Genomic DNA, 26352 nt, shown 5'->3' on the forward strand with positions numbered 1-26352 from the left:
TACCCAATCGAGCGCCAGTGCCCAGAAGATCAAGCGTGTCCTCAGCAGCATGTGGCAGTTCGGTGACACCAATCTAGGCCGGACATACCGACCATTTCAAGCGCAGTTGGCAACAGGCGGCTCATAAACCATGCAATCGAGCAGGTCACACCGCGAAACGGGTCTGGAAGAGCTTCGTTCCGCGCGGCAACAAAGCCGTGTTCTCTATTGGACCGTGGGTGGTTTCAGCTTTTTCGTGAACCTTCTGATGCTGACCGGGCCGATCTACATGCTGCAGGTCTATGACCGGGTTCTTGGCAGCCGGTCGGTGGAGACGTTGGTTGCCCTTTCGGTCCTAGTGCTCTTTTTGTACACGATGATGGGGCTGTTGGATTATGCACGCGGTCGCATCATGGGACGGGTTGCGGCACGGTTTCAGTCGCGAATGGATCGCCGGGTTTTTGACGCCGTTGTGCGCAAATCGGCCGTGGAACCGGATGAAAACACCGAAACTGGCCTGCGCGATCTGGAGGCGGTTCAACGGCTCATGGCATCTCCTGTCCTGATGGCCGGGTTCGACATTCCCTGGACGCCGTTTTTTCTGGTTGGCATTTGGATCTTTCATCCATGGCTGGGGTCGATGGCATTGGCGGGGGGCATAATCCTTGTTGCAATTGCATTGATTAATCAACGCGTCACACGTCGCCCAACCGGGCGGTCCAACATGGCATCAGTGGCGGCGGAAAAGATTGCCAATCAAATTCGCAACGAGGCAGAGATGGTGCAGGCCATGGGCATGCGTGATGCCACATTTGATCGCTGGAAAGAGGCACGCGACGTGGCGCTTGAGGCGCAAATTCAATCATCAGACTTGTTAGGCACATTCAGTGTGACAACAAAAACGTTCCGGCTGTTCTTGCAATCCGCGATGCTCGGGTTGGGGGCGTACCTTGTGTTGGCGGGGTCCTTGACCCCCGGCGCGATGATTGCCGGATCCATCCTGTTGGGGCGGGCACTGGCGCCGGTGGAACTGGCCGTGGGACAATGGCCGGCTGTCCACCGCGCCGTTCGCGGGTGGGAGGCGCTGGCCGACTTGTTGGGCACGGTGCCGCCAGAACGGGCGCGCATTCCGTTGCCCTGTCCCAAAGCGCATCTCGACGTGCGGCAGCTCACCGTGTTTCCGCCGGGCGAAAAACAGGCCTCGCTGCGCAGTGTCAGCTTTGTGGTTCAACCCGGTGAAGCGGTGGGCGTGATTGGACCCTCGGGCGCTGGCAAATCTTCGCTGGCGCGTGCCTTGACCGGATTGTGGCACCCGGCCGGTGGCAAAATTCGGCTCGATGGCGCGACGCTTGACCAGTATGAGGCAAGCACGCTCGGCGGATTGGTGGGGTACCTCCCGCAGCGTGTACAGCTATTTGATGGCACCATTGCCGAAAACATCGCGCGTCTGGCCGAAACGCCCGACCCGGTCAAGACTGTGGAAGCCGCCAAGAAGGCGGACGCGCACAGCATGATCCTGAAACTGCCGGACGGGTACGACACGCGCGTGACCCCGGGTGGTGGTCGTTTGTCTGGCGGGCAGATGCAGCGCATAGGTCTTGCGCGTGCCATGTATGATGATCCGGTTTTTCTGGTGTTGGACGAACCCAATTCAAACCTCGACAACGAAGGCAGCGAAGCCGTCAACCGCGCCATTCGCGGCTTCAAAGCCGAAGGGCGTTCCATCCTGATAATGGCCCACAGGCCTGCCGCAATTCAGGAATGCGAAAAACTATTAATGCTGGATGGTGGTCGATTGCGCGCCTTTGGCCCCAAGGATGACGTGCTGCGCAGCGTCGTCAAAAACCATCTCGATGTGATCGGCGGCGAAGGGCTTCGGGGCGTGCAATGACCTTAGCCAAGCGCACTTCCTGGTCCGTGCGGCGGCCTCTATACATCGGTGCAGTGACTGTCGTCATGCTTTTGGGTGGGTTTGGAGCCTGGGCGGTTTTGACGACCATATCGGGGGCGATTGTCGCCGAAGGGCGGATAGAGGTCGACCAGAATCGGCAAGTGGTGCAACACCCGGATGGCGGTGTTGTGGCCATGCTCGAAGTCGACGAAGGCGATTTCGTCGTCGCAGGCGATGTGCTGTTGCGGCTTGATCCAACCGCGCTGCGGTCGCAGCTTTCTATCACCGAAAGCCAGCTTTTTGAATTGATGGCGCGACGTGGGCGACTTGAGGCCGAGCGTGACGAGGCGTCCGGGATCACATTTGACCCTCTGCTGCAACAGGTTGCTCTGGAAGATGTTGATGTCACGGGACTTTTGCAGGGGCAAACCCGATTGCTTGCAGCGCGTGAAGAAACAACTGCGCAAGAGATAACGCAGCTTGAGAAACAAAGGCGGCAGATCGCGGATCAGATCACCGGCCTGACGGCGCAGGCGACCGCTTTGCAAGAACAGCTTGATCTGATCGATGTTGAACTGGCCAACCAACAAGCCTTGTTGGATCAAGGTCTGGCGCAGGCAACACGCGTTTTGTCGCTGCAACGTGAAAGGGCAGGGCTGTCGGGACAAATGGGCGAATTGGCGGCGCAGGTGGCCCAGGCCGAAGGGCGGATGACCGAGATTGATATCGAAGTGTTGCAATTGGGTGCGCAACGGCGCGAAGAGGCCATCGCGACTTTGCGAGATCAACAATACCGCGAACTGGAGCTTTTGGAAGAGCGTCGTGCGCTGACCGAACGGCTGGACCGGCTGGATATTCGCGCCCCGGTGTCCGGGATCATTTATGACCTTCAGGTTTTCGCCCTGCGGTCCGTTGTTCGGCCTGCAGATCCTATCCTCTATATTGTGCCGCAAGATCGCCCGTTGATCATCAACGCGCGGGTTGAGCCCATCCACATCGACAAGCTCTACCTCGGTCAGGATGTCATCCTGCGCTTTTCGGCGCTCGACCAAAGACGCACGCCGGAACTCACCGGGCAGGTGATGCAGATATCGGCCGATGCGTTCGAAGAGGAAGGCACACATCGCAGCTATTACCGGGCCGAAATCGAACTCAGTGAAGGAGAGCAGGCTCGCCTGCCCCAAGATGTGACCCTGATCCCCGGCATGCCGGTCGAGGCGTTTATCCGCACGGAAGACCGCACGCCGCTGGCCTATCTGGTCAAACCGCTCAGCGACTATTTCTCCAAAGCATTTCGAGAGTAACTCCGGCCTGCACCGATATGATCTGAACAAATCGTCGCTGCAAAAACAGTTTTTCCTGATTTTCTTTGCTGAGCACTGCGGCTAGCGTCCACATGCGAAACGAATCCGGGAGACGAGGCCGATGGGCAAATTTGAGAGCAAACTGGCAGAGATGGGGGTCACGCTTCCTGATGCGCCTGCACCGGCAGCCAATTATGTGCCTTATGTTCAGGTAGGCGACATGCTCTATGTGTCAGGTCAGCTGCCAAAAGATGGTGACACGCTCATGATTGGGAAGCTGGGGGATGACATGGATGTCGCCACGGGTGCGAAGGCCGCGCGGGTTTGTGCCATAAATTTGCTGGCCCAGGTTAAGGCGGCCTGCGGCGGTGATCTTGACCGGCTGCAACGGGTCGTCAAGCTGGGTGGCTTTGTCAACTCCACCGATGATTTCAAAGATCAGCCCGCCGTGATCAACGGCGCATCAGACTTTATCGGCGAAGCACTGGGCGACGTTGGCAAACATGCCCGCGCCGCGGTGTCGTCTCCGGCACTGCCCTTTGGTGTGGCGGTCGAAATCGAAGGCGTGTTTCAGATCAAATGATCCGGCTGCACCGGTCCTTTTTCAAGGCACCGCTGGCACATCGCGCCTTGCATGATGTGGCTGACGGTCGACCAGAAAACTCGCGTGTCGCTGTTCAGGCTGCGTTGGATCACGGCTATGGGATCGAGATCGACCTGCAGCTGAGCCGTGATGGCGAGGCGATGGTGTTTCACGACTATGATCTGGATCGCCTCACGTCCAAATGCGGTTTGGTTCTGGAGCATGATGCAGCAGAGCTGTCGCAGATCCCGCTGAAAGGCGGATCAGACGGTATCCCGACGCTGTCAGAGTTACTGACACTGGTCGCGGGCTGTGCGCCGATGCTGATTGAACTCAAGGATCAGCATGGCCAGATGGGGATGACCGATGGACGCCTGGAAAAGGCCACCGCCCGTGCGTTGCAGGGGTACAAAGGCGCGGTGGGTCTGATGTCGTTCAATCCCGAGATGGTCGCCCTTTTGGCTGAGCTTGTCCCGGATGTCCCGCGAGGGCTGGTCACAAGCCCTTACAGGGAAAAGAACTGGCCGGAACTTGACGAGCCTGTTCGCGAAAGGCTGCGCGATATCCCCGATTATGACCGCACGGGCGCTAGTTTCATCAGCCATCAGGCGGACGATCTTTTGAGGCCACGCGTGGCCGAATTGAAGACCAAGGGCGCGGACGTTTTTTGCTGGACGATCCGCACAGCGCAGCAAGAAGCCCTTGCGCGCCAAGTTGCCGACAATGTGACCTTTGAAGGCTATCTCGCCGAGATCCCCGCTTGAAGCGTGTCCCGCGCAGACCAGATTGAAGAGCATGTAGTCAAAGGATCGGTATGGACGGCGGATCAGTCATCGTTAGCGTCTGCGACAGCCTCGCCCAGATCCGGGCCGAGGACTGGGACGCCTGCGCCTGCCCCGAGGCTGCGGACGGGCGGCCAGATGATCCTTTCACGACCTACAGGTTTCTCAAAGCCCTGGAAGACAGCCGGTCGGTGGGCGTCGGCACCGGGTGGCAAGCGCAGTATCTTACGGCTGAAATGGACGGGCAGGTGATTGCCTGCGCGCCGCTTTATGCCAAGTCACACAGCCAGGGCGAATATATTTTTGACCACAACTGGGCGCATGCCTATGAGCGCGCCGGAGGGCGATATTTCCCAAAGTTACAACTGGCGGTGCCGTTCACTCCGGTCACTGGGCGACGATTTCTGACGCGACCGGGGTATGAGCGAGCTGGACAAGAGGCGTTGGTGCAGGCAGCGGTGCAGTTGGCGGACCGGCACAGCCTGTCATCCTTGCATGTCACGTTCTGCACCGAAGTCGAGCGGGAGAATGGCAGTCAGATGGGTCTTCTGCCCCGCACCACGCAGCAGTTTCACTGGCTCAACAAGGGCTATCAAAGCTTTGATGACTTCCTCGCCTCGCTCAGCTCGCGCAAACGCAAGAATATCCGCAAAGAACGCGCCCAAGCCCAAGGCTGCAGCGTTGAGATCGTGCAGTTGACCGGTGATCAGATCAAGCCCGCGCATTGGGAGTATATCTGGACCTTTTACCAGGATACCGGTGCGCGGAAATGGGGCATGCCCTATCTGACGCGCGCGTTCTTTGACATTGCGCATGACATTCTGCGCGACGATATTCTGTTGGTGCTGGCGCTGCTTGACGGTGAACCAGTCGCCGGGGCTTTGAACATGATCGGGCGCGGTGCCTTGTTCGGACGCTACTGGGGCTGCACGGCGCATTATCCGGCGATGCATTTTGAGCTGTGCTATTATCAGGCGATCGACTACGCGATTGCGAACGGCTTGTCGCGTGTCGAAGCGGGCGCGCAAGGGGAGCACAAGCTAGCGCGCGGATATCTTCCGGTCGAGACGCACTCTTTGCACTGGTTCCGCGATCCGTCTTTCGGGGATGCCGTTGCCCGATACTTGGACGCGGAGCGGCAGGCGGTGTCAGAGGATATCGAAATTCTGACGGCCTATGGCCCGTTCAAAAGAGCACATGTGGAGGAACAGGAATGACCGAGAAGCTGAGCGATGCAGAGCGTGACACGGAGCTATCGCCACTATTAACCAATGGCTGGGTTATGGTGGACGGGCGCGATGCGATCCACCGCGAGTTTCAGTTCAAGAACTTCGTGGATGCGTTTGGCTTCATGACGCGCGCCGCGCTTTGGGCCGAGAAATGGAACCATCATCCCGAGTGGTTCAATGTCTACAAAACCGTACAGGTCACATTGAGCACGCATGACGTTGGCGGTCTGAGCGCTTTGGACATCAAACTGGCCCGCAAGATGAATGATCTGGCCCAAGGATAAGGCGGGCGCATTCACGGCCCGCCCAAGAATGTCAAATCAAAGCGCGTCGAGAATGGTCTCGCCTGCGGATGTCTCGCATACACCGGGGCTTTCTTCGGCGTTGAGCACGGTCACCGCGCCATCTTCAACAACCATCGCATAGCGCATAGATCGGCCAAATAGGCCAGCCGGGGGCGCGTCGAAATTCATACCGATGGCTTTGGTGAAACTGGAATCCGCGTCGCTGAGCATGGTGATGCCAGCATCCGTTGCCCCCGTGGCCTCGCCCCAGGCTTTCATGGTGAACGGGTCATTCACCGACACGCAGATGATTTCATCCACGCCTTTGGCGGCCAGCGCGTCTTTGGTGCGGATAAAGCTGGGCACATGGGCGGAGTGGCAGGTGGGCGTATACGCGCCGGGCACCGCAAAGATCACCACCTTGCGGCCATTGGTTTTCTCCGAAAGGGTGACGGCTTCGGGGCCATCCGCGCCCAGTTGCAATAAAGAAGCTTCGGGAAGTTTGTCGCCAGTGGAAAGGGTCATGGTCGCATCCTGTCTATCATTTGCGGGTTGATTGACCGTAGTTATAGGCTGTGCTTTGGCCGTGGCCATCTAAATCGGAGGATAGCATGTCGGGAATCGTTGTCATCGGCGCGGGGCAGGCGGGAAGTTCGCTTGTCGCCAAACTGCGCATGCTTGGGCATGAAGGTGCTGTCACATTGATTGGTGCCGAACCTGTCCCGCCCTATCAACGCCCGCCCTTGTCCAAGAAGTATCTGCTGGGGGAGATGGAGTTGGAGCGGCTCTATCTGCGGCCAGAGAGATTTTATGATGAGAATGATATCGCTCTGAGATTGGGCGAAGAAGTGACAGGCATAGATCTTACCGCGAAGATGATTTCTCTGGGGAACGAGACGCTTGTCTATGATCAGCTTGTTCTGACCACTGGGTCCGCACCGCGCCGGTTGCCGGCCTCCATCGGCGGGGCGCTGGAGGGAGTTTACGTTGTGCGGGATTTGCAGGATGTCGATGCCATGGCACCCGAATTCAAACCTAGTGCACGGGTTTTGATTGTGGGCGGCGGATATATCGGCCTTGAGGCGGCAGCTGTGGCGGCAAGTAAAGGCCTCAACGTGATTTTGGTTGAGATGGCCGATCGCATTTTGCAGCGCGTGGCGGCACCCGAAACATCCGACTATTTTCGGGCGCTGCATCAGGGGCACGGCGTTGAGATCGTCGAGGGCGTGGGCCTTGAGACGCTCTTGGGCGAAGGTCACGTCAGCGGCGCAAGATTGAGCGATGGGCGTCAACTGGACGTCGACTTTGTCATCGTTGGCGTGGGTATCACCCCGGACACCAGGCTGGCTGAGGCGGCGGGTATCGAGATTGACAATGGGATCAAGGTCGATGCTCTGGGTCAAACCAGTGTTGAGGGCATCTGGGCGGCGGGAGATTGCGCGTCTTTCCCGCATGATCAGGGGCGCTTGCGGTTGGAAAGCGTGCCCAATGCCATTGATATGGCCGAATGCGTGGCTGAAAACCTGTTGGGCGCGGGCAAAGCCTATGTGCCGCAGCCTTGGTTCTGGTCGGATCAATATGGCGTGAAACTGCAGATTGCCGGGCTGAACACCGGCTATGATCGTGTAATCACGCGCCAGGCGGAGAACGGCGTGTCTTTCTGGTACTTCAAAGGTGACACTCTCTTGGCCGTGGATGCCGCCAATGACGCGCGGGCCTATATGGTGGGCAAGCGGTTGATCGACAGTGGCAAGACGGCGGATGCGGATGTGGTGGCTGATCCCGATGCTGATCTCAAGGCGCTGTTGCGCGCGTGAGGATCATTGGCGGCGCATTCCGTGGCCGCAAACTGGCCTCTGTTGGCAAGGGCGATGACGCTGCGCGTTTGCGCCCCACTTCAGACCGCGTTCGCGAAAGTCTGTTCAATGTGCTGATGTCCCGGTTTTCCGCCCGGGTCGAGGGCGTCGCGGTGCTGGATATCTTTGCCGGGACAGGGGCGCTCGGGCTTGAGGCTTTGTCGCGGGGCGCGGGCAACGTGACCTTTGTCGAAAATGGCCGTGTGGCACAACGCATCTTGCGTCAGAACATTGCGCTCTGCGGTGTTGAGACGGACGCAAAACTCATCTCGCGCGATGCTTGCAAGCTTGGTGCGTCTGATGACCCGTTTGACCTGATCTTTCTGGACCCGCCTTATGGCAAGGGGCTGGGAGAGGCCGCCATGAAAGCGGCAATCTCGGGCGGATGGCTGTCTGAGGACGCGCTTGTTATCTGGGAAGAAGGTGGTGCTGTTACGGTGCCCGAAGGTTTGACGCAGCTGGATGAGCGCAGTTATGGCGACACGGTGATCCGTATTCTTGAGCGTAGCTAGCCTTTCATCAGGTCTGGCAAATCGCCCGTCAGTCCCGCCGCCTCTCGGATGAATCCGCGCCGCAGGGCGGGCATTTTGTTGATCGCGCCCATGCCTAGATCACGGGCAAAGCGCAAAAACGGGTTATCGTTGGAAAACAGACGATTGGTCAGGTCCGTCGTCAGGGCCAGCGTGGTGGTGTCAAACCGCCGCCATTGCTGATACCGGGCCAGAACATCCGGCGCGGCGAAATCCTCACCTCGCCGGGTAGCGTCGGAAATAACCTGTGCCAAGGCTCCGACGTCGCGCAGTCCGGCATTGAGGCCCTGACCGGCAATCGGGTGCAACCCATGCGCCGCATCGCCAATGAGGGCCACACGTTCAGCCACGAAACTGTTGGCGAGGCTGAGGCCAAGGGGATAAGTGTAGCGTTTGCCGCGCAGTGAGATATCGCCGAGAAAATCACCAAAACGAGGGCGCAGGACCTCCATAAATTCGGCATCGGAGAGGGCCGCGAAACGCGCGGCTGTTTCGGCTGTTTCGGACCACACAATTGAGCTGACATTGCCGGGAAGCGGCAGAATTGCGAGCGGTCCGGGGGGCATGAAGAACTGATGCGCTATGCCGTGGTGCGGCAACTCATGTTCGATGGCCGCGACCAGGGCGGTCTGGCCATACTGCCAGCCGGTGCGCGAAATGCCGGCGCGCTGTGCCGTGCCGGATGTGCGCCCGTCAGACCCGATCAGCAAACGCGCATCCAGCGTTTTGCCTGAGGCAAGTGCCAAACGCACGCCCTTGGCATCCGCCTCTTGCGCCACGACTGTGTCGGTGACCTGCGTGATCGCGGGGTGTACCTTCATCGCGTCCAGAAACGCGCGCCGCAAATAGCGGTCTTCCAGCATATGCCCCATCGGGCCTTCTTCGATCTCGGCATGATCGAAATGCAGGAAGAACGGTGCCGCCCCTTCGCCAGCGCGCCCATCTGTGACCTTGATTTCAAGCATCGGTTGGGCGTTTTCGGCCACGGAGTCCCAGATGCCTATGCCAGACAAGAGCCGAACAGACGCCAGTGCCAAAGCATAAGAGCGACCATCGAACCCGGCATTCTTGCGCACGGTCTGGGGCAGGCTGTCTATGATCGTCACGCTTTGCCCGGCCTGTGCCAAGGCCAAAGCCAGTGCGGGGCCGGTAAGACCTCCTCCGACAATCACGATATCCTGCGGCTGTGCCATGTGCCTCAATATGCGCGCCTTTCACCGAATGTCTATGCGTTGACACGCCCTTGCGTTGACCTGCCGCATCTGCGTTGATTAGGGCTGAACCGGTTCGGGGAGAAAACATGCAGGACTGGCTGAAAATGAGCGCTGCGGATTTGGGTCGTGGGATTGAGGCTGGTGAGATCGGCCCAGTGGCTCTGACCGAGACGTATCTGGCGGCGATTGACGCGCATCCCGAGCGTGACCGCATCTATTCCGTGGTGACCCATGACCGCGCCCGCGCCGAAGCTAAGGCCGCCGAAGATCGGGCCAAGGCAGGGCTGCGTCTGGGGCCTCTCGATGGTGTGCCGATCAGTTGGAAAGACCTTTTTGACACGGCGGGTGCGGCAACAGAGGCGGGCAGCAAACTGTTGGAAGGGCGCGTGCCGGGCAAAGATGCAGAGGTTTTGCGCAACGCCACAGCCGCAGGTCTGGTGTGTCTTGGCAAAACCCATATGAGCGAATTGGCGTTTTCCGGCCTGGGCCTGAATCCGATGACCGCCACGTCACCCAACATCAATGATCCCAAGGCCGTTCCGGGCGGCTCCTCCTCCGGGGCGGCGTCGAGCGTCGCCTTTGATCTTGCGGCCTGTGGTATTGGCTCGGACACGGGCGGCTCTGTGCGCATACCCTCGGCCTGGAATGATCTGGTCGGTTTGAAAACCACATCCGGGCGCATGTCGCTCAATGGTGTGGTGCCGCTCTGCGCGCGGTTTGACACGGTTGGACCTTTGTCACGTTCGGTCGAGGACTGTGCGTTGATGTTGGCAGCGCTAGAGGGTGGTAAGGCGGCGGATTTGCACGCTGTCTCGTTACAGGGGATGCGGTTCGCTGTGCTGCAGACCGTTGCGATGGATGATGTGCGCGATGCCCCTCTCAAAGGGTTCGAAGAGGCCGTTGAGCGGCTTCGCGCGGCAGGTGCCAGCATTGAACCCATCGAAGCGCCCGAAGTGGCGGAGGCCATGCCGCTTTCCGGTGTGCTCTTCACCTCCGAAGCCTATGGCACCTGGGGCGATGTGATCGAGGCCAGCCCGGACAAGATGTTTGCCCCGATTTTGGAGCGGTTCCGCTCGGGCAAAGAGTTCCGTGCGGCCGACTATGTTGCGGCCTGGCGCAAGCTGGATGCACTGCGCAATGCATGGAATAGCCGCGTTGCAGGGTTCGATGCGGTCCTCCTGCCCACCGCTCCGATCCTGCCGCCCAATGTCGAGCGATTGATGACGGATGAAGACTATTACGTGACTGAAAACCTTCTGTCCCTGCGCAACACGCGCATTGGCAATTTGATGGGGCTGTGCGCTGTGTCCATGCCGACCGGTGTGCCAAGCTGCGGACTTATGCTCTTTGGCAAACCGTTTGAGGAAGAGCATCTGCTGCGTGTGGCGCGGGCCGCCGAGCTGGCGCTGGGCTAGGGGATGCAACCGCTGCGTCTTTCTGGTCGGGGTTTGTCGCCCGAGGCGCTAGAGATCGCGACGCATGGGCTGTGCAAACTTGAGATCAGCGACAAGGGACTTGCGCGCATGGCTGAGGCGCGCGCTTTGGTTGACAGGGCCGTCGCCGAGGGCACGCCTGTTTACGGCGTGACAACCGGGTTGGGCGCGCGGGCCACAGAGGTGCTGGACGCAGGCACATTGGCCAACTTCTCGCGCCAGACGTTGGAGGGCAGGGCGCAGGACATGGGCGCGCCTCTTGCGCCGGAGACAGTGCGCGCCACCCTGATTGTGCGACTCAACACGATGCTCTTGGGTCACAGCGGCGCACGTCCCGAAGTGGCGGAGTTTCTGGCGCAGGTGATCAACGCAGGTCTGACGCCAGAGGTTGGATCGCTGGGGTCCATTGGTGCGGGTGATCTGGTGATCAATGCCGCGATGGGGCGGACCTTGCTGGGCGAAGGTGAGATGCGAGGCAATGAAGGTGTTCGGCCTTCCCGCGACGCCCTGAAAGACTTTGGTCTGACACCGCTTGATCCAGCTCCGCGCGATGGTTTGGCCCTTGCCAATCACAGCGGGTATTCTGCGGCACTCGCGGCGATGACCCTTGCGAAAGCCACGCGGGTTTACGGCGCAACACAGGCTGCTGCAGCCCTCTCGCTGGAAGCGTTCCGCGCCAATCTCGGGCCGTTTGAAGATCGTGTACTTGCGGTCAAGCCATTGCCAGGACAGGGCAAGGCCGCAGCACATTTGCGAGAGTTATTGGATGGCAGTTCCCTATGGGTGCCGGGCGCGGCTCGACGGTTGCAGGATCCGCTGTCCTTTCGCAATATTCCGCAAATTCACGGCGGTTTGGAAACCGCACTGGCGCATCTGCGGCAGGTCGTTGAGATCGAGCTGAACGGGTCCAGCGACAACCCCATAACGCTGGCCGAAGACGAAGACATCCTGTCCTGCGGCGGCTATCACACCACCGAACTTGCACTTGCCGCCGAGGGCGTGAGCCGTGCTTGGCAACATGTGGCCATGGGGCAGGTCGCGCGCATCGCGCGCATGATGGAGCCAGAGCTTACCGGTTTGCTGCTTTTCCTCGCCAAGCCAGACAGCGGGTCAAATGGTTTTGCGCCGCTCTTGAAAGTGGTCGAGGCACTGGCGGCAGAAATAACACAAGCCGCACAGCCCGTGCCGGTTTGGCCCAGCATAAATGCGCGCGGTGTTGAAGATGCGCTCAGCGCAGGATCAGCGACGCTCAATGCCTTGTCGCGTAGTGTTGAAATGGCTGCTAAATTGTCTGCTATTGAACTGGTTGTCGCTGCGCAAGGTGTTGATTTCAGGGAAACTTCCCAAGAACTTGGTGGTCCGATGCGAGACTGGCATGCCCGTGTCCGCCGCCATGTTGCACCGCTTGGTTGTGATCGCCCTCTGGGTAGAGAGATCGACGCGCTGTCAGAAGCGTTGCACAGTTTCACGAGTCCCGAAGCTAAGTAATTGCCAAAAATGCCACATTTTCGCGCATAGACCCGGAGTTTTGCTGGACGGACTCCGCGCGCTTTTGTAGATTCACCTCAAGCGGGGCACCTATGATCCCGTAAAACTGAGGCAGTCTTGATGTTCCCCGAGCGGTTTTCGAACCTTCCGGAATATGCGTTTCCGCGTCTGCGGAGCTTGCTCGATGCGCATCCAGCAGGCGGTGAAGCTGTGCATATGACTATCGGCGAGCCGCAGCACGCTTTTCCGGACTGGGTCAGCGACGCGATCGCCGAACATGCGGGCGAATTCCGCAAATACCCACAAAATGAGGGCCTGCCGGAGCTAAACGGGGCCATGTGCGACTGGATCGCGCGACGCTTTGGCGCAACCCTGAACCCTGATCAGAACATCATGGCGCTGAACGGAACCCGTGAAGGGCTCTACAACGCGATGATGGCGCTATGCCCTGAAACCAAGGGTGGCAAGACGCCGATCATTCTGCTGCCGAACCCGTTTTACCAATGTTACATGGTGGCTGCGCTGAGCGTTGGGGCAGAGCCGATGTTTCTGCCGACATCCGCAGAGACAGGCTTTCTGCCGGATTTTGACAGCCTTTCGGAAGATGTTCTGAACCGCGTGGCCGTGGCCTATATGTGTTCGCCATCAAATCCGCAGGGAGCTGTGGCCAGCGCCGATTACTGGCGTAACCTTCTGGCTTTGGCGGAAAAATACGACTTCAAAATTTTTGCGGATGAGTGTTATTCCGAAATCTACTGCGACACGCCGCCCACCGGCGCGCTTGAGGTTGCGGACCAGACTGGTGCGGACCCTGAACGTGTTGTGGTCTTCAACAGCCTGTCCAAACGCTCCAACCTGGCCGGAATGCGGTGTGGGTTTGCGGCGACAGGGCCGGAAAGCACCAAACGCATCCGGCTCTTGCGCTCCTACGCGGGCGCGCCGTTGCCCAACCCGCTGCAACGCGCTGCGGCACGCGTATGGGCCGACGAAGCGCATGTTGAGGAAAACCGCAGGCTCTACCAAGAGAAATACACCGTTGCAGATGACATCCTGGGCGATGTTCCGGGATATCGTTCGCCACAAGCAGGGTTTTTCCTTTGGCTGCCTGTTGAGGACGGCGAAGAGGCCGCATTGAAGCTCTGGACAGAAACCGGCGTTCGGGTGCTTCCCGGCGCTTATCTGAGCCAGGACGCCCCGGGTGGCAATCCGGGCAAACAGTATATCCGGGCCGCTATGGTGGCCCCAAAAGACGAGGTGGCGCACGGCCTGACACGGCTTCGCGACTGCCTTTACAGATAACGAGGACGAGGCAAACATGGCATTTCAGACACGCGGACGCGATCCCCTGTTGGACAGCACGATGGCAGAAGCCATCGAAAAACGAGGCAAAGAGCTTTTGGGGCTGACCTTGTTGGGTCTTGGGGTCATGGCAGCGATGTTGATTGGGTCTTACCATCCCGATGACCCAAGCTGGATGTCGGCCACGGATGCGCCAGTGCAGAACATGCTGGGCCGGATCGGGGCGTCGATTGCCGCGCCTCTGTTTATGATTGTCGGCTGGGGTGCCTGGGGTCTCGCTATAGTGCTTGGCGTGTGGGGCGCGCGCTTTGCCCTGCACCGTGGAGAAGACCGCGCCATTGGTCGCCTGATCTTTGCGCCGATCTGGATTGCCGTTCTGGCGCTTTATGCATCATCTCTGACTCCAAACGGAACTTGGGCCGCGACGCATAGTTTCGGGCTTGGCGGTCTCTTTGGTGACACGGTTTTGGGAACTGTGCTGGGCGTTTTGCCAGTTGGCGCAAGCTTTGGTCTCAAGGTTCTCTCGCTTGTTCTGGGCGCTGGAATGCTGGTGCTTGGCGCGTTTGTGCTTGGCTTCACACGGTTTGAGCTGACGACAATCCTGCGCTTCCTCCTGGTCGGTGTGATCATGACCTACGCGATGATCATGGCGGGTCTTGGCCGTGGGGCTGTGTTGTCCGCGCGTGCTGCCAAATCTGTGCAATCCAGGACATCAGATTGGCGGGCGCGTCGCGCGGTCGACCGGGCCGAGGCCGAAGAGCTGCGTCAGGCAGAAGTTGCCGTGCCCGAACCACGCGTGCGCCGCGCGCCTGTGATGACAGCACCAGAAGTGCCTATGACGCACAGCGCCGAGATTGTGCCTATGCCGGCACCAGCGCCTGAAAAAACTGGCGGTCTCTTGTCGCGCATGCCTTCGCTGATGCGCCGTGGCGACCGACAAATGACGGAAGAGCTTCCTGAGTTTGACCCGATTGTGGATGGCTCAATTGCGCCGACAGAACGGGTCAAGGCCAAGATCACGGACGTCATTAAGAGCCGCGTGAGTATGGGGCAACCGACATATCCCGAAGATCTTGACCAAGCCGAACAACCCTTGGCGCTCAACTCAGGTGGCTCGTCTGGTTTTCCTGCGGAGCCTCCCCTTACAGCAGCCCATGCGACGATCCCCACAGCGCCAGAGATGCCTGACTACGAGATGGAGGCCGAGGATATCTACAGCCAAGCCTACCAACCTGCTCCGGCCGTGGCACAAACGCAAGCGATGCCAGTCGCCGAGCCCAAGACAGTCGTGCAGCACCCCCGCGCCGCGCACCTCAGCAGTCAAGTCAGGCCCGCGCTGAAGCGCAGCCAACGCTGCAATTGGAAGATAAACCCAAAGTACAATACGAGCTTCCGCCCTTGGGCCTTCTTTCCAACCCGGGTCAGATTCAGCGTCATCACCTCAGCGATGAAGCCTTGGAAGAAAACGCGCGCATGCTGGAAAGCGTGCTCGACGACTATGGTGTGAAGGGTGATATCGTAAGTGTGCGTCCCGGCCCTGTCGTGACCATGTACGAGCTTGAGCCTGCACCGGGCCTCAAAGCCAGCCGTGTGATCGGCCTCGCTGATGACATCGCCCGGTCGATGTCTGCGCTCAGCGCACGGGTCAGTACTGTGCCGGGCCGTTCGGTGATCGGCATCGAGCTTCCCAATGACAACCGCGAAATGGTTGTGTTGCGCGAGATCCTCTCAACGCGCGACTTTGGCGACGGCAATCAGAAGCTGCCGCTGGCGCTGGGCAAAGATATCGGCGGTGATCCGATTGTGTCCAACCTCGCCAAGATGCCCCACCTTCTTATTGCCGGCACCACCGGTTCGGGTAAATCCGTAGCGATCAACACCATGATCCTGAGCCTGCTTTACAAGCTCACACCAGAAGAATGCCGGTTGATCATGATCGACCCCAAGATGCTGGAACTCAGCGTATATGACGGCATTCCGCATCTTCTTTCCCCGGTTGTGACAGATCCCAAAAAGGCGGTTGTTGCCCTCAAATGGGTGGTGGCGGAGATGGAAGACCGCTATCGCAAAATGTCCAAAATGGGTGTGCGCAACATTGACGGCTACAATGGTCGCGTGGCCGATGCGCTGGCTAAGAACGAAATGTTCAGCCGCACGGTGCAAACCGGCTTTGACGATGAGACCGGTGAGCCGGTCTTCGAGACCGAAGAATTTGCACCTGAAAAGATGCCGTATATCGTCGTGATCGTGGATGAGATGGCCGATCTGATGATGGTCGCGGGCAAAGAGATCGAAGCCTGCATTCAGCGTCTGGCGCAAATGGCGCGGGCCTCGGGCATCCATCTGATCATGGCCACGCAGCGCCCGTCCGTGGACGTCATCACCGGCACGATCAAGGCCAACTTCCCAACGCGGATTAGCTTCCAGGTGACGTCGAAAGTCGACAGCCGCACGATCCTGGGTGAAATGGGGGCCGAGCAGCTTCTGGGCATGGGTGACATGCTCTACATGGCGGGCGGCGGAAAGATCACCCGCTGTCATGGGCCGTTCGTGAGTGACGAAGAGGTCGAAGAAGTTGTGAACCACCTCAAGGCCTACGGGCCGCCAGAATATGTAGGTGGCGTGCAGGATGGCCCGGAAGAGGAAAAGGCCAGCAATATCGACGCGGTTCTGGGCCTCACGGGTGGCAACACCGATGGCGAAGACGCGCTTTATGACACCGCTGTGCAGATCGCCATCACAGACCGAAAATGTTCCACGTCCTACATTCAGCGCAAGCTGGCCATCGGGTACAACAAGGCCGCGCGGCTTGTGGAGCAGATGGAGGACGAAGGCATTGTGAGTGCAGCCAACCATGTTGGCAAACGCGAGATTCTGGTGCCTGAGCCGCAATAAGGCTCTCGAACCGAAAGACATGGAAAGGGGCGCTTCTCAGCGCCCCTTTTTACAAGAACACCCGCTCAAAGCTCCAGTATGCGCCGATAAGTGCGATCACCACAGATGCCGGGATGGCAATCCGGGCGCGATACCAGTCCTTTTGGCCAAACCACAGCCCCACAGCCAGCAACGCCAAGGCGATAACCGTAAGCTGCCCGACCTCGACACCAATGTTGAACGCAATCAGCGAGGCGATGAACCGGCTGGGTTCCAGCCCGAACTCTCCCAGCACCGATGCAAAGCCAAGCCCGTGCAAGAGGCCAAAGCCGAAGATCACGAAGGGCCGCCATGGGGTCATGCGCCGGGCAAAGATATTCTCAACCGCGACATAAACAATCGACAGCGCAATCAAGGGCTCCACGATACTGCCCGGAATGTTCACAATCCCAAGCGTTGCCAGAGCCAGCGTGATCGTGTGCGCCACTGTAAAAGCGGACACTTGGATAAGCAGTGGGCGCATCTGCATTGAGAAGAAAAACAAACCCAGCACGAACAGGATATGATCGAGGCCCTTGGGAATGATGTGATCAAAGCCAGAGATCAGATACCGCATGAAATTCTGCCCCGCGGTTTCTTCAAAACTGCCGACGCGGGGTAGTGGCGGGCTCAGCGCGCCGGGTTCGACAATGCCGGTAAAGGGGGCCTCGACCGTCTCGCCTTGCCGCAAGACCAGAGAGCCAAACCGCGCATCCCATCCGATTTGAAGAGGGTCACCCCCCGGCGGCAGCACCGCGCTCAGGCTGACCATCGTATCACGAGGGTTCTCTGCATTGTCTTCGGGGATCACGTCGATCTTGCCCAAAACAGGGGTGAGCGTTATGTCCCCCGCCCGAAGCTTCAAGCCGTCAGCGAAAGCAGGCCAGGTTTCCTTGAAAGCATCTGCCAAGGCGACATCTGACAAGGTTCGTAGAGTGTCGTAATCCTCGGCTTGCGCGCTGTCATTGGTATCGTCGACCTGCGACAGGTTAACGCCTGCAATGATAGCTTCGGCATTGAGGCGCACCGTTATGGACAGGCTCGTATCTTCGATTTCGAAATCGGCAACCGCAGGTCGGACCTCGTGCGCGAGTGCAGGTCCTCCCAAAAGCGCAAACCCTATCACCAAGGCTTGTGTTGACTTCGCCCTCAGCAAGGTCAGGATTAACGGTATGAGCAAAAATCTGACCATGATTGTTCGAATAACCTGTGCAGTTTGGATGGTATTTCCGGCTGGAACAGTTCAAGCACATGAACTGTTTTTGCAACCCCAATCCTATCAACTTGCCGTTGGTGGTCCGCTGGTGGCGGAAGTGAGAGTTGGAGAAGGGTTTGACGGCGGTCGGTCGATCTACAATCCCGACAAATTCCGGCGCTTTGAACTGGCTGCGGAGGACACGTTACAACCTGTTCCGGGGCGTCTGGGAGATTTGCCTTCGGTCAACATTGAGACGCAGTCAGAAGGCCTTCACATTCTGATCCACGAATCCACAGATCAAAAACTGCGCTACACCAAATTCGCCAAGTTCGAGAAATTCGCGCGTCATAAGGATTTGACTCAGGCCATCGCAGCGCATGAGGAACGAGGCTTACCAAAGGACGATTTCACCGAGGCTTACTCACGCTACGCCAAGTCACTTATTGCCGTTGGCAATGGCGCAGGGCAGGATCGTGCCTTTGGACTCGAAACCGAAATTGTCGCTCTGGCGAACCCTTACACCGATGATCTTTGGGGTGAGATGGCCGTACAAGTGTTTTATCGCGGTGAACCACGTGTGGATGCGCAAGTCGAGATGTTTGAACGTATGGGCAAAGAGGTCACGATCACTTGGCACCGCACAGATGAAAACGGCCACGCCTACCTGCCGGTTCAGCCTGGCGGTGAATACATGCTTGATGCGGTCGTGATCCGCGAACCCAATGCAGCCTTGGCCAAGGACCTCGGCGCAGTATGGGAGACGCTGTGGGCCAACCTGACCTTTTCGGTGCCAGACGCACCGTAAACGGCCAAATTTCGGCTGCCGCTCCCGTTTGCTATCGCATAACAGTCCGCTAACGCCTATCTTCGACATAGAGCAGACACAAAACGAGGTGCGCAAACATGCGGCTCATTGCCTTTGCACTTGGCCTTTTGTTGGCCACGCCCGCTGTGGCGGAAAAACTGTCACTGAACGAGATTTCCCAGTATCTCAACGGGTTCAAGACCGCCTCTGGCGAGTTCACCCAGATCAATGATGATGGCACCATTTCCACAGGTCAGATTTACATCAAACGCCCCGGACGTGTGCGGTTTGAATATAACCCGCCGGAGCAAATCCTTGTGGTGGCGGATGGTGATACAGTTGGCGTGGTTGACGGCAAATCCAACACCGGTCCTGAGGCCTATCCGCTACACCGCACGCCGCTCAAGATCATTCTGGCACGAAATGTTGATCTCAGCCGGGCGAGAATGGTCACAGGCCATGTCAGCGACGGCAAAACCACGACAGTGCGAGCTCAGGATCCTGAAAACCCCGAATACGGGAGTATCGAATTGGTCTTTACAGCCAGCCCCGTTGAGCTGCGTCAGTGGGTGATCAATGACGGCGCGGGAAGCCGCACCACCGTTGTTCTCGGTGATCTCAATAAGGGTGTTTCACTCGATAACGAGCGTTTTGTCATCCCTGGCAAGGGCGTGAACACCCAGGATCGTCAGTAGGCTGGCATCGTATCAGGCACCGCATGAATTGAGCTGTGCGCGATAGGTCTGGGACCGCACGGCGACATCATCTGCAATGCGCAAGAGCCACGGCTTACCGTTGTAAGAGCCGCGCTTAAACCCGGTGCGCCCCTCATGATAAGCAAGGTACTGGTTGCGTGTATCAGCCAAACCGATGCCAAGTCGCTGATTGGATTGCGACATGTACCAGCCCATGAAATCGGCGGCATCCCGAATGTCGTCGCGGCGTGCGCCAAAGCTGCGTGTCTCTTTTTGGTATTCTTCCCACGTGCCATCCAGCGCCTGACTGTAGCCAAAGGCCGAGCTTTGACGCCCCATTGGGATCACACCGAGGCTCCATTGGAACGGGGTGCGCGCATCAGAGACAAACTTGCTCTCCTGATAGATCGTGGCCATCTGCACATGAACCGGGACGCCCCAACGTCGCTCGGCCGCGCGGAACGCCCGAAGATATTGCGGCTTCTGCGCAACAATCGTGCACGCATTGTCCAGGTTTCTGGGAGGTGGCCCGCTGCTCCGACTCCCGCAGGAGACCAGAATACCCAAAGACACCAATAGCATTAAGGACTGCAATGACCGCTTCATCTGCCTCAACCTCATTATTTTTTTGATTTATTTTAGCCTAAAATAGGTCGCTGGGGAATCCCGTAAATACGTTTTTGATGCGTCATATTGTGGTGCGGCTGTTCACACACTGTTTCCCGGATTTGAGGCCTCAGGGGTTGGACAAATAGGTGTTGAACGAAGTAGTGTAGCGGCGTAGGGGCTAGTAGAAATGTTAAAGACACGTGCAAAATATTACCTTGGTCAAGTTGTCCGCCACAGAAAGCATCCTTTCCGTGGCGTGGTCTTTGACGTGGATCCAGAGTTTTCCAACACAGAAGAATGGTATGACTCAATTCCGGAGGAAAGCCGCCCGGTCAAGGATCAGCCGTTTTACCATTTGTTGGCCGAAAATGATCAGACCTATTACGTGGCCTATGTCAGCGAGCAGAACCTGATCGCTGACTATTCAGGCGAACCGGTCGATCATCCTGACATTCCGGATATGTTTGGTCCGTTCGAGGACGGTCACTATCCTCTGCACTTCCAATTGAACTAAGACGCTTTAGTAACCAAGCGCGCAGCCGTCTTTTCTCGGATCAGACGCGCCTTCAAGCACGCCGTCATCGCGGATTCGTATCGCTTGAGCGCCGCCGATAGCCGTATCAGGAATGATCACGTTGTGGCCCATATCCGCCAAAGCTTGGTGTACCTCAGGCGCATAGCCGCGTTCGACTTTCAACTCATCCGCATCCGCAAAGGTGCGGGGTGCATCTAGGGCGGTTTGCAGGTCCATGTCAAAGTCGCGCAGGTTTGAGACAAACCGTGCATGGCCGGTGGACTGATACGCCCCTCCCATCACGCCGAACGGCAGGGTCACGCGACCATTTTCGGCCAGCATGCCAGGGATGATCGTATGCATCGGGCGCTTGCCGCCGCCAAATTCGTTGGGGTGGCCTTTTTCGAGATTGAAGCCCGCGCCGCGGTTCTGAAATAGAATTCCAAACTTTTCCGAGGCAATGCCGGATCCAAAGCCATGGAAGATTGAATAGATGAGCGAGACTGCCATGCGATCTTTGTCCACCACAGTGATGTAAATCGTGTCTTTGTGCACGGCCTCGGAGATCTGCGTCGCGCTCTGCATGGCGCGCTTGGGATTGATCAACGCGGCCAATTTGGCCGCTGTTTCAGGAGAGACCATATGTGCCAGACGCGCGGTGTGATCCGGGTCTGCCATAAAGCGGTTGCGCGCATCGTAGGCCAGCTTTGTTGCCTCTGCTTCGATATGCACGCGTTCCGCGCCCTGAGGGTCCATTCCGGCAATATCGAAATGTGACAGGATATTGAGAAGCAAGATCGCAGTTGCCCCCTGACCGTTGGGGGGTGCTCGTAGAGGTCAACACCTTTGTAGCGGCCGCTGATCGGGTCGCTGGGCAAGCAGGCGGTTGCGGCAAAATCCTCGGCGCTGTGCGCACCGCCCATTTCGGTCAATGTGCGCAACATGTCATCAGCGATCTCACCGGTGTAGAATGCATCACGCCCGTCCTTTGCGATGCGGCGCAGAACCTCGGCTTGCCCGGGTGCATGGAACATGTCGCCAACGCCAAAGGGATTTCCGTTTTTTGAAAAATGCGTGATGCCGTGGCCCTGAAGGCATGTGGTGGCCTCAGGCAGATCATCGGCAACGCGTGGCGCAATGGGTATGCCGGTTTCGGCATAGTGAATGCTGGGTGCCAATAGCGCATCGAGGCCCAGTTTGCCTTCGGTTTCGGACAGATGGCAAAACGCGTCCACCGCCCCCGGGATCGTGACGGCCTGCGCGCTGTAAAGCGGCACGTCATTGTGGCCCGCTGCACGAAGAGCATCCGCGTTTGCGGCGGCTGGTGCGCGTCCGGATCCGTTGAGCGCATTTATATCGTTACTGCCGGGGCGCGTGTAGAGTACAAAACAATCCCCGCCGATGCCGGTCATCTGCGGCTCGCAAATGCCAAGCAGCACAGCACCGGCGATGGCCGCGTCCATGGCATTGCCGCCACGCGACAAAATGTCGATAGCTGTCCGCGCCGCCAAAGGGTGTGAGGTGGCGCACATACCATTGGTGGCATAGGTGGCCGAACGGCCGGGAAGGTGGAAGTCGCGCATCAGAAGCCCTGTCATTTCAATGTCGAAAGGACAGTAGAGCCGTTGTGCGGAAATGCCAATTCATTGGGGAGGTAAGTCCTCGACGCCGCGCACTGGGTGGGGGCTGTAAAAACGCGGCGCCGAGGGAAGCTATATGCAGCTACAGGAGCAGTTTTCGCGACTCATTTCGGCGGTTTTTCGCTGCGAGTGAGGCGAATTTGTGGCCATTTCCATGGTCTGGTGTCTCACGGCCGATGAAACACCAATTCTAGTTGGTTTTCGCCGTCTTTCTCGGAGTAACGCAGGTCATCCACCATGCTGTGGATCAAAAACCAACCGAATCCCCCTTCCGGTAAGCTGTGAAGTGGTCCGGAGCTATCCGGCAGATGAGCGGAGTTCAGACAGGCCTCTGGCACGACTGCGCCGCTGTCGCGAATATCAACACGTATGTCTTGATCGGAAATGCGTGCGGACAGGCTCACGGTGTCGATACCGGCTTCCGCATGGCCATGTTCGGTGATGTTGTTCAATACCTCAGCCAGTGCAATTTCCACCCGCCCAAGGGTTTCCTCTTCGATTCCGCCATTAGCTAGGCCCGTCCGCAGGGTTTGCAAACTCTTTGAAACGGCGCTTTTCTGTGCCTTGACTGTGAGGGTAATGATCCGAACTGGTTTTTCGCGGGGCCGCACGACACGTCTGGGTGGCATAAAACACTCCGAGAATGAGCAGGGTATGTTGAGTATGGAAGACGATTAACCGGCTTTGCCAAGCACAGCCTGATGAACGGTCATGTAAATAGAAAAAATCGAGTCCATCCTGGTGAGACGAAACACTTTCGCGACATCCGGGCTCAAGCTGGCCAAATCAAGCTGCCGTCCGTCCCCCATTTGTTTCATGGACGCCACTATGGCACCAAGACCACTTGAATCGACAAACTTTACGCGCGACAGGTCCAAAACAATTCGGGTCGCATCTGTGGCTGTCGCGGCGCGCATAGCATCTTTGAACTGTATTGCCGATGCAGCATCAATACGAGAGGCGGCGACACTGACAATCTGTGTCCCGTTTTCAAAAACAGTGTTGAGCTCCATATGGCGTCTCCGGTCGAAATGATTCATCGCGAAGGCTAGACCTCAATCGTTACCATTCGGTATGCAGGGGTAAATTTGTGGGAGATCGCAAAATGACGGACGTGGTGATTGCCGGAGCAGCCAGAACGCCAATGGGCGGGTTTCAGGGTGATTTTGACGGTGTGGACGCCTCGGTTCTTGGTGGTGCGGCGATAGAGGCGGCACTCTCCGATGCTGGCACACAAAGTGTTGACGAAGTTCTGATGGGGTGTGTGCTCCCAGCCGGTCAAGGACAGGCCCCCGCTAGGCAGGCTGCGTTTCATGGCGGGCTTGGGGAAGAGGTGCCCGCCACGACGCTCAACAAGATGTGTGGTTCAGGCATGAAGGCGGCTATGATCGCCTATGATCAGATCAAACTTGGCCACACTGACGCAATGATCGCAGGCGGCATGGAGAGCATGTCTAATGCCCCGTATTTGTTGCCAAAAATGCGAGGAGGTGCGCGCATCGGGCATGGGCAGGTCATCGATCACATGTTCCTTGATGGCCTGGAAGATGCCTATGATAAGGGCCGGTTGATGGGCACGTTTGCCGAGGATTGTGCCGAGACGTTCCAATTCACGCGAGAGGCTCAGGATGCCTTTGCAATAGGATCCTTGGAGGGCGCGCTCGCTGCACAGAAATCTGGTGCATTTGCGCGCGAGATCGCTCCGGTGACGCTGAGCACGCGCAAGGGCGACGTCACCGTCGATCAGGACGAACAACCCGGCAAGGCCCGACCCGAGAAAATACCTCATCTCAAACCGGCCTTTCGCAAAGAGGGCACAGTGACTCCGGCCAATTCCAGCTCAATCAGCGATGGCGCTGCCGCTCTTGTCCTGGCGTCAGAGAATGCAGCCAAAGCCCAAGGTTTGAACATACGTGCGCGCATCGTGGGCCATGCCAGCCATGCCCAAGCACCGGGGTGGTTCACAACGGCCCCGGTTCCCGCAGCGCAAAAGCTTTTGGCGGCAATCGGATGGGACAAGGACGACGTGGACCTTTGGGAGGTCAACGAGGCCTTTGCGGTTGTGCCCATGGCGTTCATGCATGAAATGGGCCTGCCGCGCGAGAAGGTGAATGTGCATGGCGGGGCCTGTGCGCTGGGCCATCCCATTGGCGCCTCTGGCGCGCGGATTATGGTGACATTGCTCAACACTTTGGAAACCTATGATCTCAAGCGTGGTGTTGCTGCTATTTGCATCGGCGGCGGTGAAGGTACGGCGATTGCGATTGAACGGATTTAAAGGCAAGTCTTTTTTGAGAAGACTTGCCAAAAGCTTTCTGAAAGCTTTTGGGCTTGGGGGATAACAATGCGTATAGACTATGAAGAAGTTTGCAAAATCATTGCTGCCTTGACCGAGGGTGAGATGGACGAAGTGGCTCTCATGGCCACGGTCGTTTGCGAATTGCATCACTCCGATGACCGCTTTGACTGGACAGGGTTCTACCGCGTGGTCGCGCCGGAACTGTTGAAGATCGGGCCTTACCAGGGTGGCCATGGTTGTCTTGTCATTCCATTTGACCGTGGTGTCTGCGGCGCAGCGGCGCGGACAGGTAAGGTGCAAATCGTGGATGACGTCGATGCGTTCCCAGGGCACATCGCCTGCGCCAGTTCTACGCGCTCTGAGATTGTTCTGCCTGTCACAACGGGCCAGGGAAAGTTGCTGGGTGTTTTGGACATCGACAGCGATCAGCCAGAGGCGTTCACCTCAGAAGATGCCAGTAGGTTGGCGTCCATACTGCAATCGGTATTCGGACGACTGCCTTAAAGTTGCTCAGTACGCGCGGCGATGAAATTTCGTTTGATTTTTTCACGAGAATCACGCACCGTGAAAAAATAGGGAGAATTTTCACCGTAAGGCGAAAACATGGAGCAAAGCCAGATTGCCGCGATGCGCAGCCTTGGGGCCGATTTGCGCGCTTTGCGCAAGGCACGGGGTCTGACGCTAACCGAGTTGGCCGAGGGGCTGGGTCGGTCTGTGGGCTGGCTGAGCCAGGTGGAACGCGATCTCTCTGAACCATCCATTTCCGATCTGCGCGGCATGGCCGAGCGGCTAGATGTTCCGATGTCGTTTCTCTTTGCGCATTCCAGTGCCCCGGTCGAGGAACAGGGAACGATTGTTCGCGCCGGAACACGCAGACCGATGGGCTCAGGCGAAGAGGGTTTGATCGAGGAACTTCTGTCGCCCGATCTGACGGACGAGTTCGAGATGATCCACTCCACCTTCCAGCCGCACTCACGCATGCAGACCCCGGCCAACAGGCCGACCCAAGAGGTCGGATATATCGTGTCAGGACATCTGGACCTGACGATCTCAGGACGGGAATTCACCGTTGGACCCGGTGACAGTTTCCGCGTGCGACAGGAACTGTACCATTGGTCCAACCCCTATGATGACCCTTGCGTTGCGATCTGGGTGATCGCGCCGCCGGTCTATTGAGGGGGTTCGGATGAGTTTTGAAGCCTGGACCATTTTCGCCCTCTTCTGGATTGTTTTCGTCACGACGCCGGGGCCGAATGCAGTCAACTGTATCACCAATGGCATGACGCTGGGCTTTCGGCGCAGCCTTTGGGCCGTTGCGGCCATTCTGACGCAAGCCAGCCTGTTCCTGATCTTGTCTGCCGCGGGCGTCACCGCGCTCATTGCGGCGTCACCAGATGCGTTTCAGGTGGCAAAGTTTGTTGGCGCTGGCTTTCTAATCTACTTGGGAGTCCGTGGGTGGATCATGGCACGACGCCCGATTGTAGCAGCTGAACCTGATGGGCGCAGCATCTACTGGCGCGCCTTTGCCATTGCTACGATCAATCCGAAGAGTGTTGCAGGCTACCTGGCTGCGTTCAGTCAGTTCGTTCAACCCGACGTCCCGGTCTGGGGGCAAATGTGGGTGATCTTTCCCACGGCGCTGGCCCTCACGGCATTGAGCTACATGAGCTATACCGCCCTGGGCGCCGGTTTGGGCCGTGCAGCCCTTGGTGCGGTTTTCAATGTCTGGCTGCGGCGCGTACTGGCAAGCTGCTTCATTATATATGGCGTACTTCTGGGAAGTGCGGCGACACCAGGGAGGGCGTGA

Annotated in this window: 24 protein-coding genes and 2 pseudogenes; 19 read left to right on the forward strand and 7 right to left on the reverse strand. The window is 58.2% G+C overall.

All coding sequences use genetic code 11. From position 1 onward, the window contains the following. Positions 1–130: 130 nt before the first annotated feature. From RZ517_RS03465 to RZ517_RS03490, 6 genes are all read left to right on the forward strand, one after another. Positions 131–1870 (forward strand): type I secretion system permease/ATPase, encoded by a 1740-nt coding sequence (locus tag RZ517_RS03465; protein ID WP_338550086.1) that lies wholly within the window; start codon positions 131–133, stop codon positions 1868–1870. Then, positions 1867–3174, forward strand: coding sequence for an HlyD family type I secretion periplasmic adaptor subunit (locus RZ517_RS03470; RefSeq protein WP_338550087.1), 1308 nt, complete (start codon positions 1867–1869; stop codon positions 3172–3174). The genes RZ517_RS03465 and RZ517_RS03470 overlap by 4 nt, the downstream gene beginning before the upstream one ends. A 121-nt stretch (positions 3175–3295) precedes the next feature. Next, on the forward strand, positions 3296–3757 hold the full coding sequence (locus tag RZ517_RS03475; RefSeq protein WP_338550088.1) for a RidA family protein: 462 nt from the start codon (positions 3296–3298) through the stop codon (positions 3755–3757). Beyond that, positions 3754–4521, forward strand: a complete 768-nt coding sequence (locus tag RZ517_RS03480) for a glycerophosphodiester phosphodiesterase family protein (RefSeq protein WP_338550089.1) — start codon at positions 3754–3756, stop codon at positions 4519–4521. Before RZ517_RS03475 ends, RZ517_RS03480 begins: the two co-directional genes overlap by 4 nt. A 50-nt stretch (positions 4522–4571) precedes the next feature. Continuing rightward, positions 4572–5756 carry a GNAT family N-acetyltransferase gene (locus tag RZ517_RS03485; RefSeq protein WP_338550090.1) on the forward strand — a complete coding sequence of 395 codons (1185 nt, stop codon included), beginning with the start codon at positions 4572–4574 and terminating at the stop codon, positions 5754–5756. Next, positions 5753–6052 carry a 4a-hydroxytetrahydrobiopterin dehydratase gene (locus tag RZ517_RS03490; RefSeq protein ID WP_338550091.1) on the forward strand — a complete coding sequence of 100 codons (300 nt, stop codon included), beginning with the start codon at positions 5753–5755 and terminating at the stop codon, positions 6050–6052. The genes RZ517_RS03485 and RZ517_RS03490 overlap by 4 nt, the downstream gene beginning before the upstream one ends. Before the next feature lie 36 nt (positions 6053–6088). Here the strand turns inward: RZ517_RS03490 and RZ517_RS03495 are convergent, their stop codons facing one another. Continuing rightward, positions 6089–6577 (reverse strand): peroxiredoxin, encoded by a 489-nt coding sequence (locus RZ517_RS03495; protein WP_338550092.1) that lies wholly within the window; start codon positions 6575–6577, stop codon positions 6089–6091. A gap of 86 nt (positions 6578–6663) precedes the next feature. On the opposite strand from RZ517_RS03495, the gene RZ517_RS03500 reads away from it, so the two are divergent. Then, positions 6664–7869, forward strand: coding sequence for an NAD(P)/FAD-dependent oxidoreductase (locus RZ517_RS03500; RefSeq protein ID WP_338550093.1), 1206 nt, complete (start codon positions 6664–6666; stop codon positions 7867–7869). Continuing rightward, a complete protein-coding gene (rsmD, locus tag RZ517_RS03505; RefSeq protein ID WP_338550094.1) occupies positions 7866–8420 on the forward strand; it encodes a 16S rRNA (guanine(966)-N(2))-methyltransferase RsmD in 555 nt (184 codons plus the stop codon). Before RZ517_RS03500 ends, rsmD begins: the two co-directional genes overlap by 4 nt. On the opposite strand, the gene RZ517_RS03510 is transcribed toward rsmD, so the two are convergent. Continuing rightward, positions 8417–9631 (reverse strand): FAD-dependent monooxygenase, encoded by a 1215-nt coding sequence (locus RZ517_RS03510; protein ID WP_338550095.1) that lies wholly within the window; start codon positions 9629–9631, stop codon positions 8417–8419. The two genes, rsmD and RZ517_RS03510, sit on opposite strands and share 4 nt — an antisense overlap. A 107-nt stretch (positions 9632–9738) precedes the next feature. Here RZ517_RS03510 and RZ517_RS03515 point away from each other — a divergent pair, with 107 nt between their 5' ends. The 4 genes and pseudogenes from RZ517_RS03515 (at position 9739) to RZ517_RS03530 (ending at position 16767) form a co-directional block, all read left to right on the forward strand. After that, positions 9739–11067, forward strand: a complete 1329-nt coding sequence (locus tag RZ517_RS03515; protein ID WP_338550096.1) for an amidase — start codon at positions 9739–9741, stop codon at positions 11065–11067. A gap of 3 nt (positions 11068–11070) precedes the next feature. Then, entirely contained in the window at positions 11071–12573 is a 1503-nt protein-coding gene (locus RZ517_RS03520) for an HAL/PAL/TAL family ammonia-lyase (protein WP_338550097.1), read from the forward strand. Positions 12574–12693: 120 nt separating this feature from the next. Continuing rightward, positions 12694–13872, forward strand: coding sequence for an aminotransferase class I/II-fold pyridoxal phosphate-dependent enzyme (locus RZ517_RS03525; RefSeq protein WP_338551103.1), 1179 nt, complete (start codon positions 12694–12696; stop codon positions 13870–13872). Between the two features lie 16 nt (positions 13873–13888). Then, positions 13889–16767, forward strand: a pseudogene (locus tag RZ517_RS03530) (DNA translocase FtsK 4TM domain-containing protein). 49 nt (positions 16768–16816) lie between these two features. On the opposite strand, the gene RZ517_RS03535 reads toward RZ517_RS03530, so the two are convergent. Continuing rightward, on the reverse strand, positions 16817–17977 hold the full coding sequence (locus RZ517_RS03535; protein ID WP_338550098.1) for a HupE/UreJ family protein: 1161 nt from the start codon (positions 17975–17977) through the stop codon (positions 16817–16819). Here RZ517_RS03535 and RZ517_RS03540 point away from each other — a divergent pair. Continuing rightward, positions 17958–18788 carry a DUF4198 domain-containing protein gene (locus RZ517_RS03540; RefSeq protein ID WP_338550099.1) on the forward strand — a complete coding sequence of 277 codons (831 nt, stop codon included), beginning with the start codon at positions 17958–17960 and terminating at the stop codon, positions 18786–18788. The two genes, RZ517_RS03535 and RZ517_RS03540, sit on opposite strands and share 20 nt — an antisense overlap. 98 nt (positions 18789–18886) lie before the next feature. Continuing rightward, complete coding sequence (locus tag RZ517_RS03545; protein ID WP_338550100.1) at positions 18887–19483, forward strand: LolA family protein; 597 nt, start codon at positions 18887–18889, stop codon at positions 19481–19483. A gap of 12 nt (positions 19484–19495) precedes the next feature. On the opposite strand, the gene RZ517_RS03550 is transcribed toward RZ517_RS03545, so the two are convergent. Further along, complete coding sequence (locus tag RZ517_RS03550) at positions 19496–20089, reverse strand: lytic transglycosylase (RefSeq protein ID WP_338550101.1); 594 nt, start codon at positions 20087–20089, stop codon at positions 19496–19498. A gap of 190 nt (positions 20090–20279) precedes the next feature. Here RZ517_RS03550 and hspQ point away from each other — a divergent pair, with 190 nt between their 5' ends. Further along, positions 20280–20606, forward strand: a complete 327-nt coding sequence (gene hspQ / locus RZ517_RS03555) for a heat shock protein HspQ (protein WP_317055973.1) — start codon at positions 20280–20282, stop codon at positions 20604–20606. Between the two features lie 6 nt (positions 20607–20612). Here the strand turns inward: hspQ and RZ517_RS03560 are convergent. From RZ517_RS03560 to RZ517_RS03570, 3 genes and pseudogenes are all read right to left on the reverse strand, one after another. Next, positions 20613–22189: pseudogene (locus RZ517_RS03560) on the reverse strand (gamma-glutamyltransferase family protein). Positions 22190–22413: 224 nt separating this feature from the next. Next, positions 22414–22875, reverse strand: coding sequence for an ATP-binding protein (locus tag RZ517_RS03565; RefSeq protein ID WP_338550102.1), 462 nt, complete (start codon positions 22873–22875; stop codon positions 22414–22416). A gap of 45 nt (positions 22876–22920) precedes the next feature. Next, entirely contained in the window at positions 22921–23259 is a 339-nt protein-coding gene (locus RZ517_RS03570) for an STAS domain-containing protein (protein ID WP_317055971.1), read from the reverse strand. A 92-nt stretch (positions 23260–23351) separates the two neighbouring features. Between RZ517_RS03570 and RZ517_RS03575 the strand changes: the two genes are divergently transcribed. From RZ517_RS03575 to RZ517_RS03590, 4 genes are all read left to right on the forward strand, one after another. After that, a complete protein-coding gene (locus RZ517_RS03575) occupies positions 23352–24524 on the forward strand; it encodes an acetyl-CoA C-acyltransferase (RefSeq protein ID WP_338550103.1) in 1173 nt (390 codons plus the stop codon). Between the two features lie 66 nt (positions 24525–24590). Then, a complete protein-coding gene (locus tag RZ517_RS03580) occupies positions 24591–25049 on the forward strand; it encodes a GAF domain-containing protein (protein WP_338550104.1) in 459 nt (152 codons plus the stop codon). A gap of 99 nt (positions 25050–25148) precedes the next feature. Then, complete coding sequence (locus RZ517_RS03585) at positions 25149–25721, forward strand: helix-turn-helix domain-containing protein (RefSeq protein ID WP_338550105.1); 573 nt, start codon at positions 25149–25151, stop codon at positions 25719–25721. Positions 25722–25731: 10 nt separating this feature from the next. Further along, complete coding sequence (locus RZ517_RS03590; protein ID WP_338550106.1) at positions 25732–26352, forward strand: LysE family translocator; 621 nt, start codon at positions 25732–25734, stop codon at positions 26350–26352.

It is taken from the genome of Roseovarius sp. S88, assembly GCF_037023735.1.
Lineage (GTDB): Bacteria > Pseudomonadota > Alphaproteobacteria > Rhodobacterales > Rhodobacteraceae > Roseovarius > Roseovarius phycicola.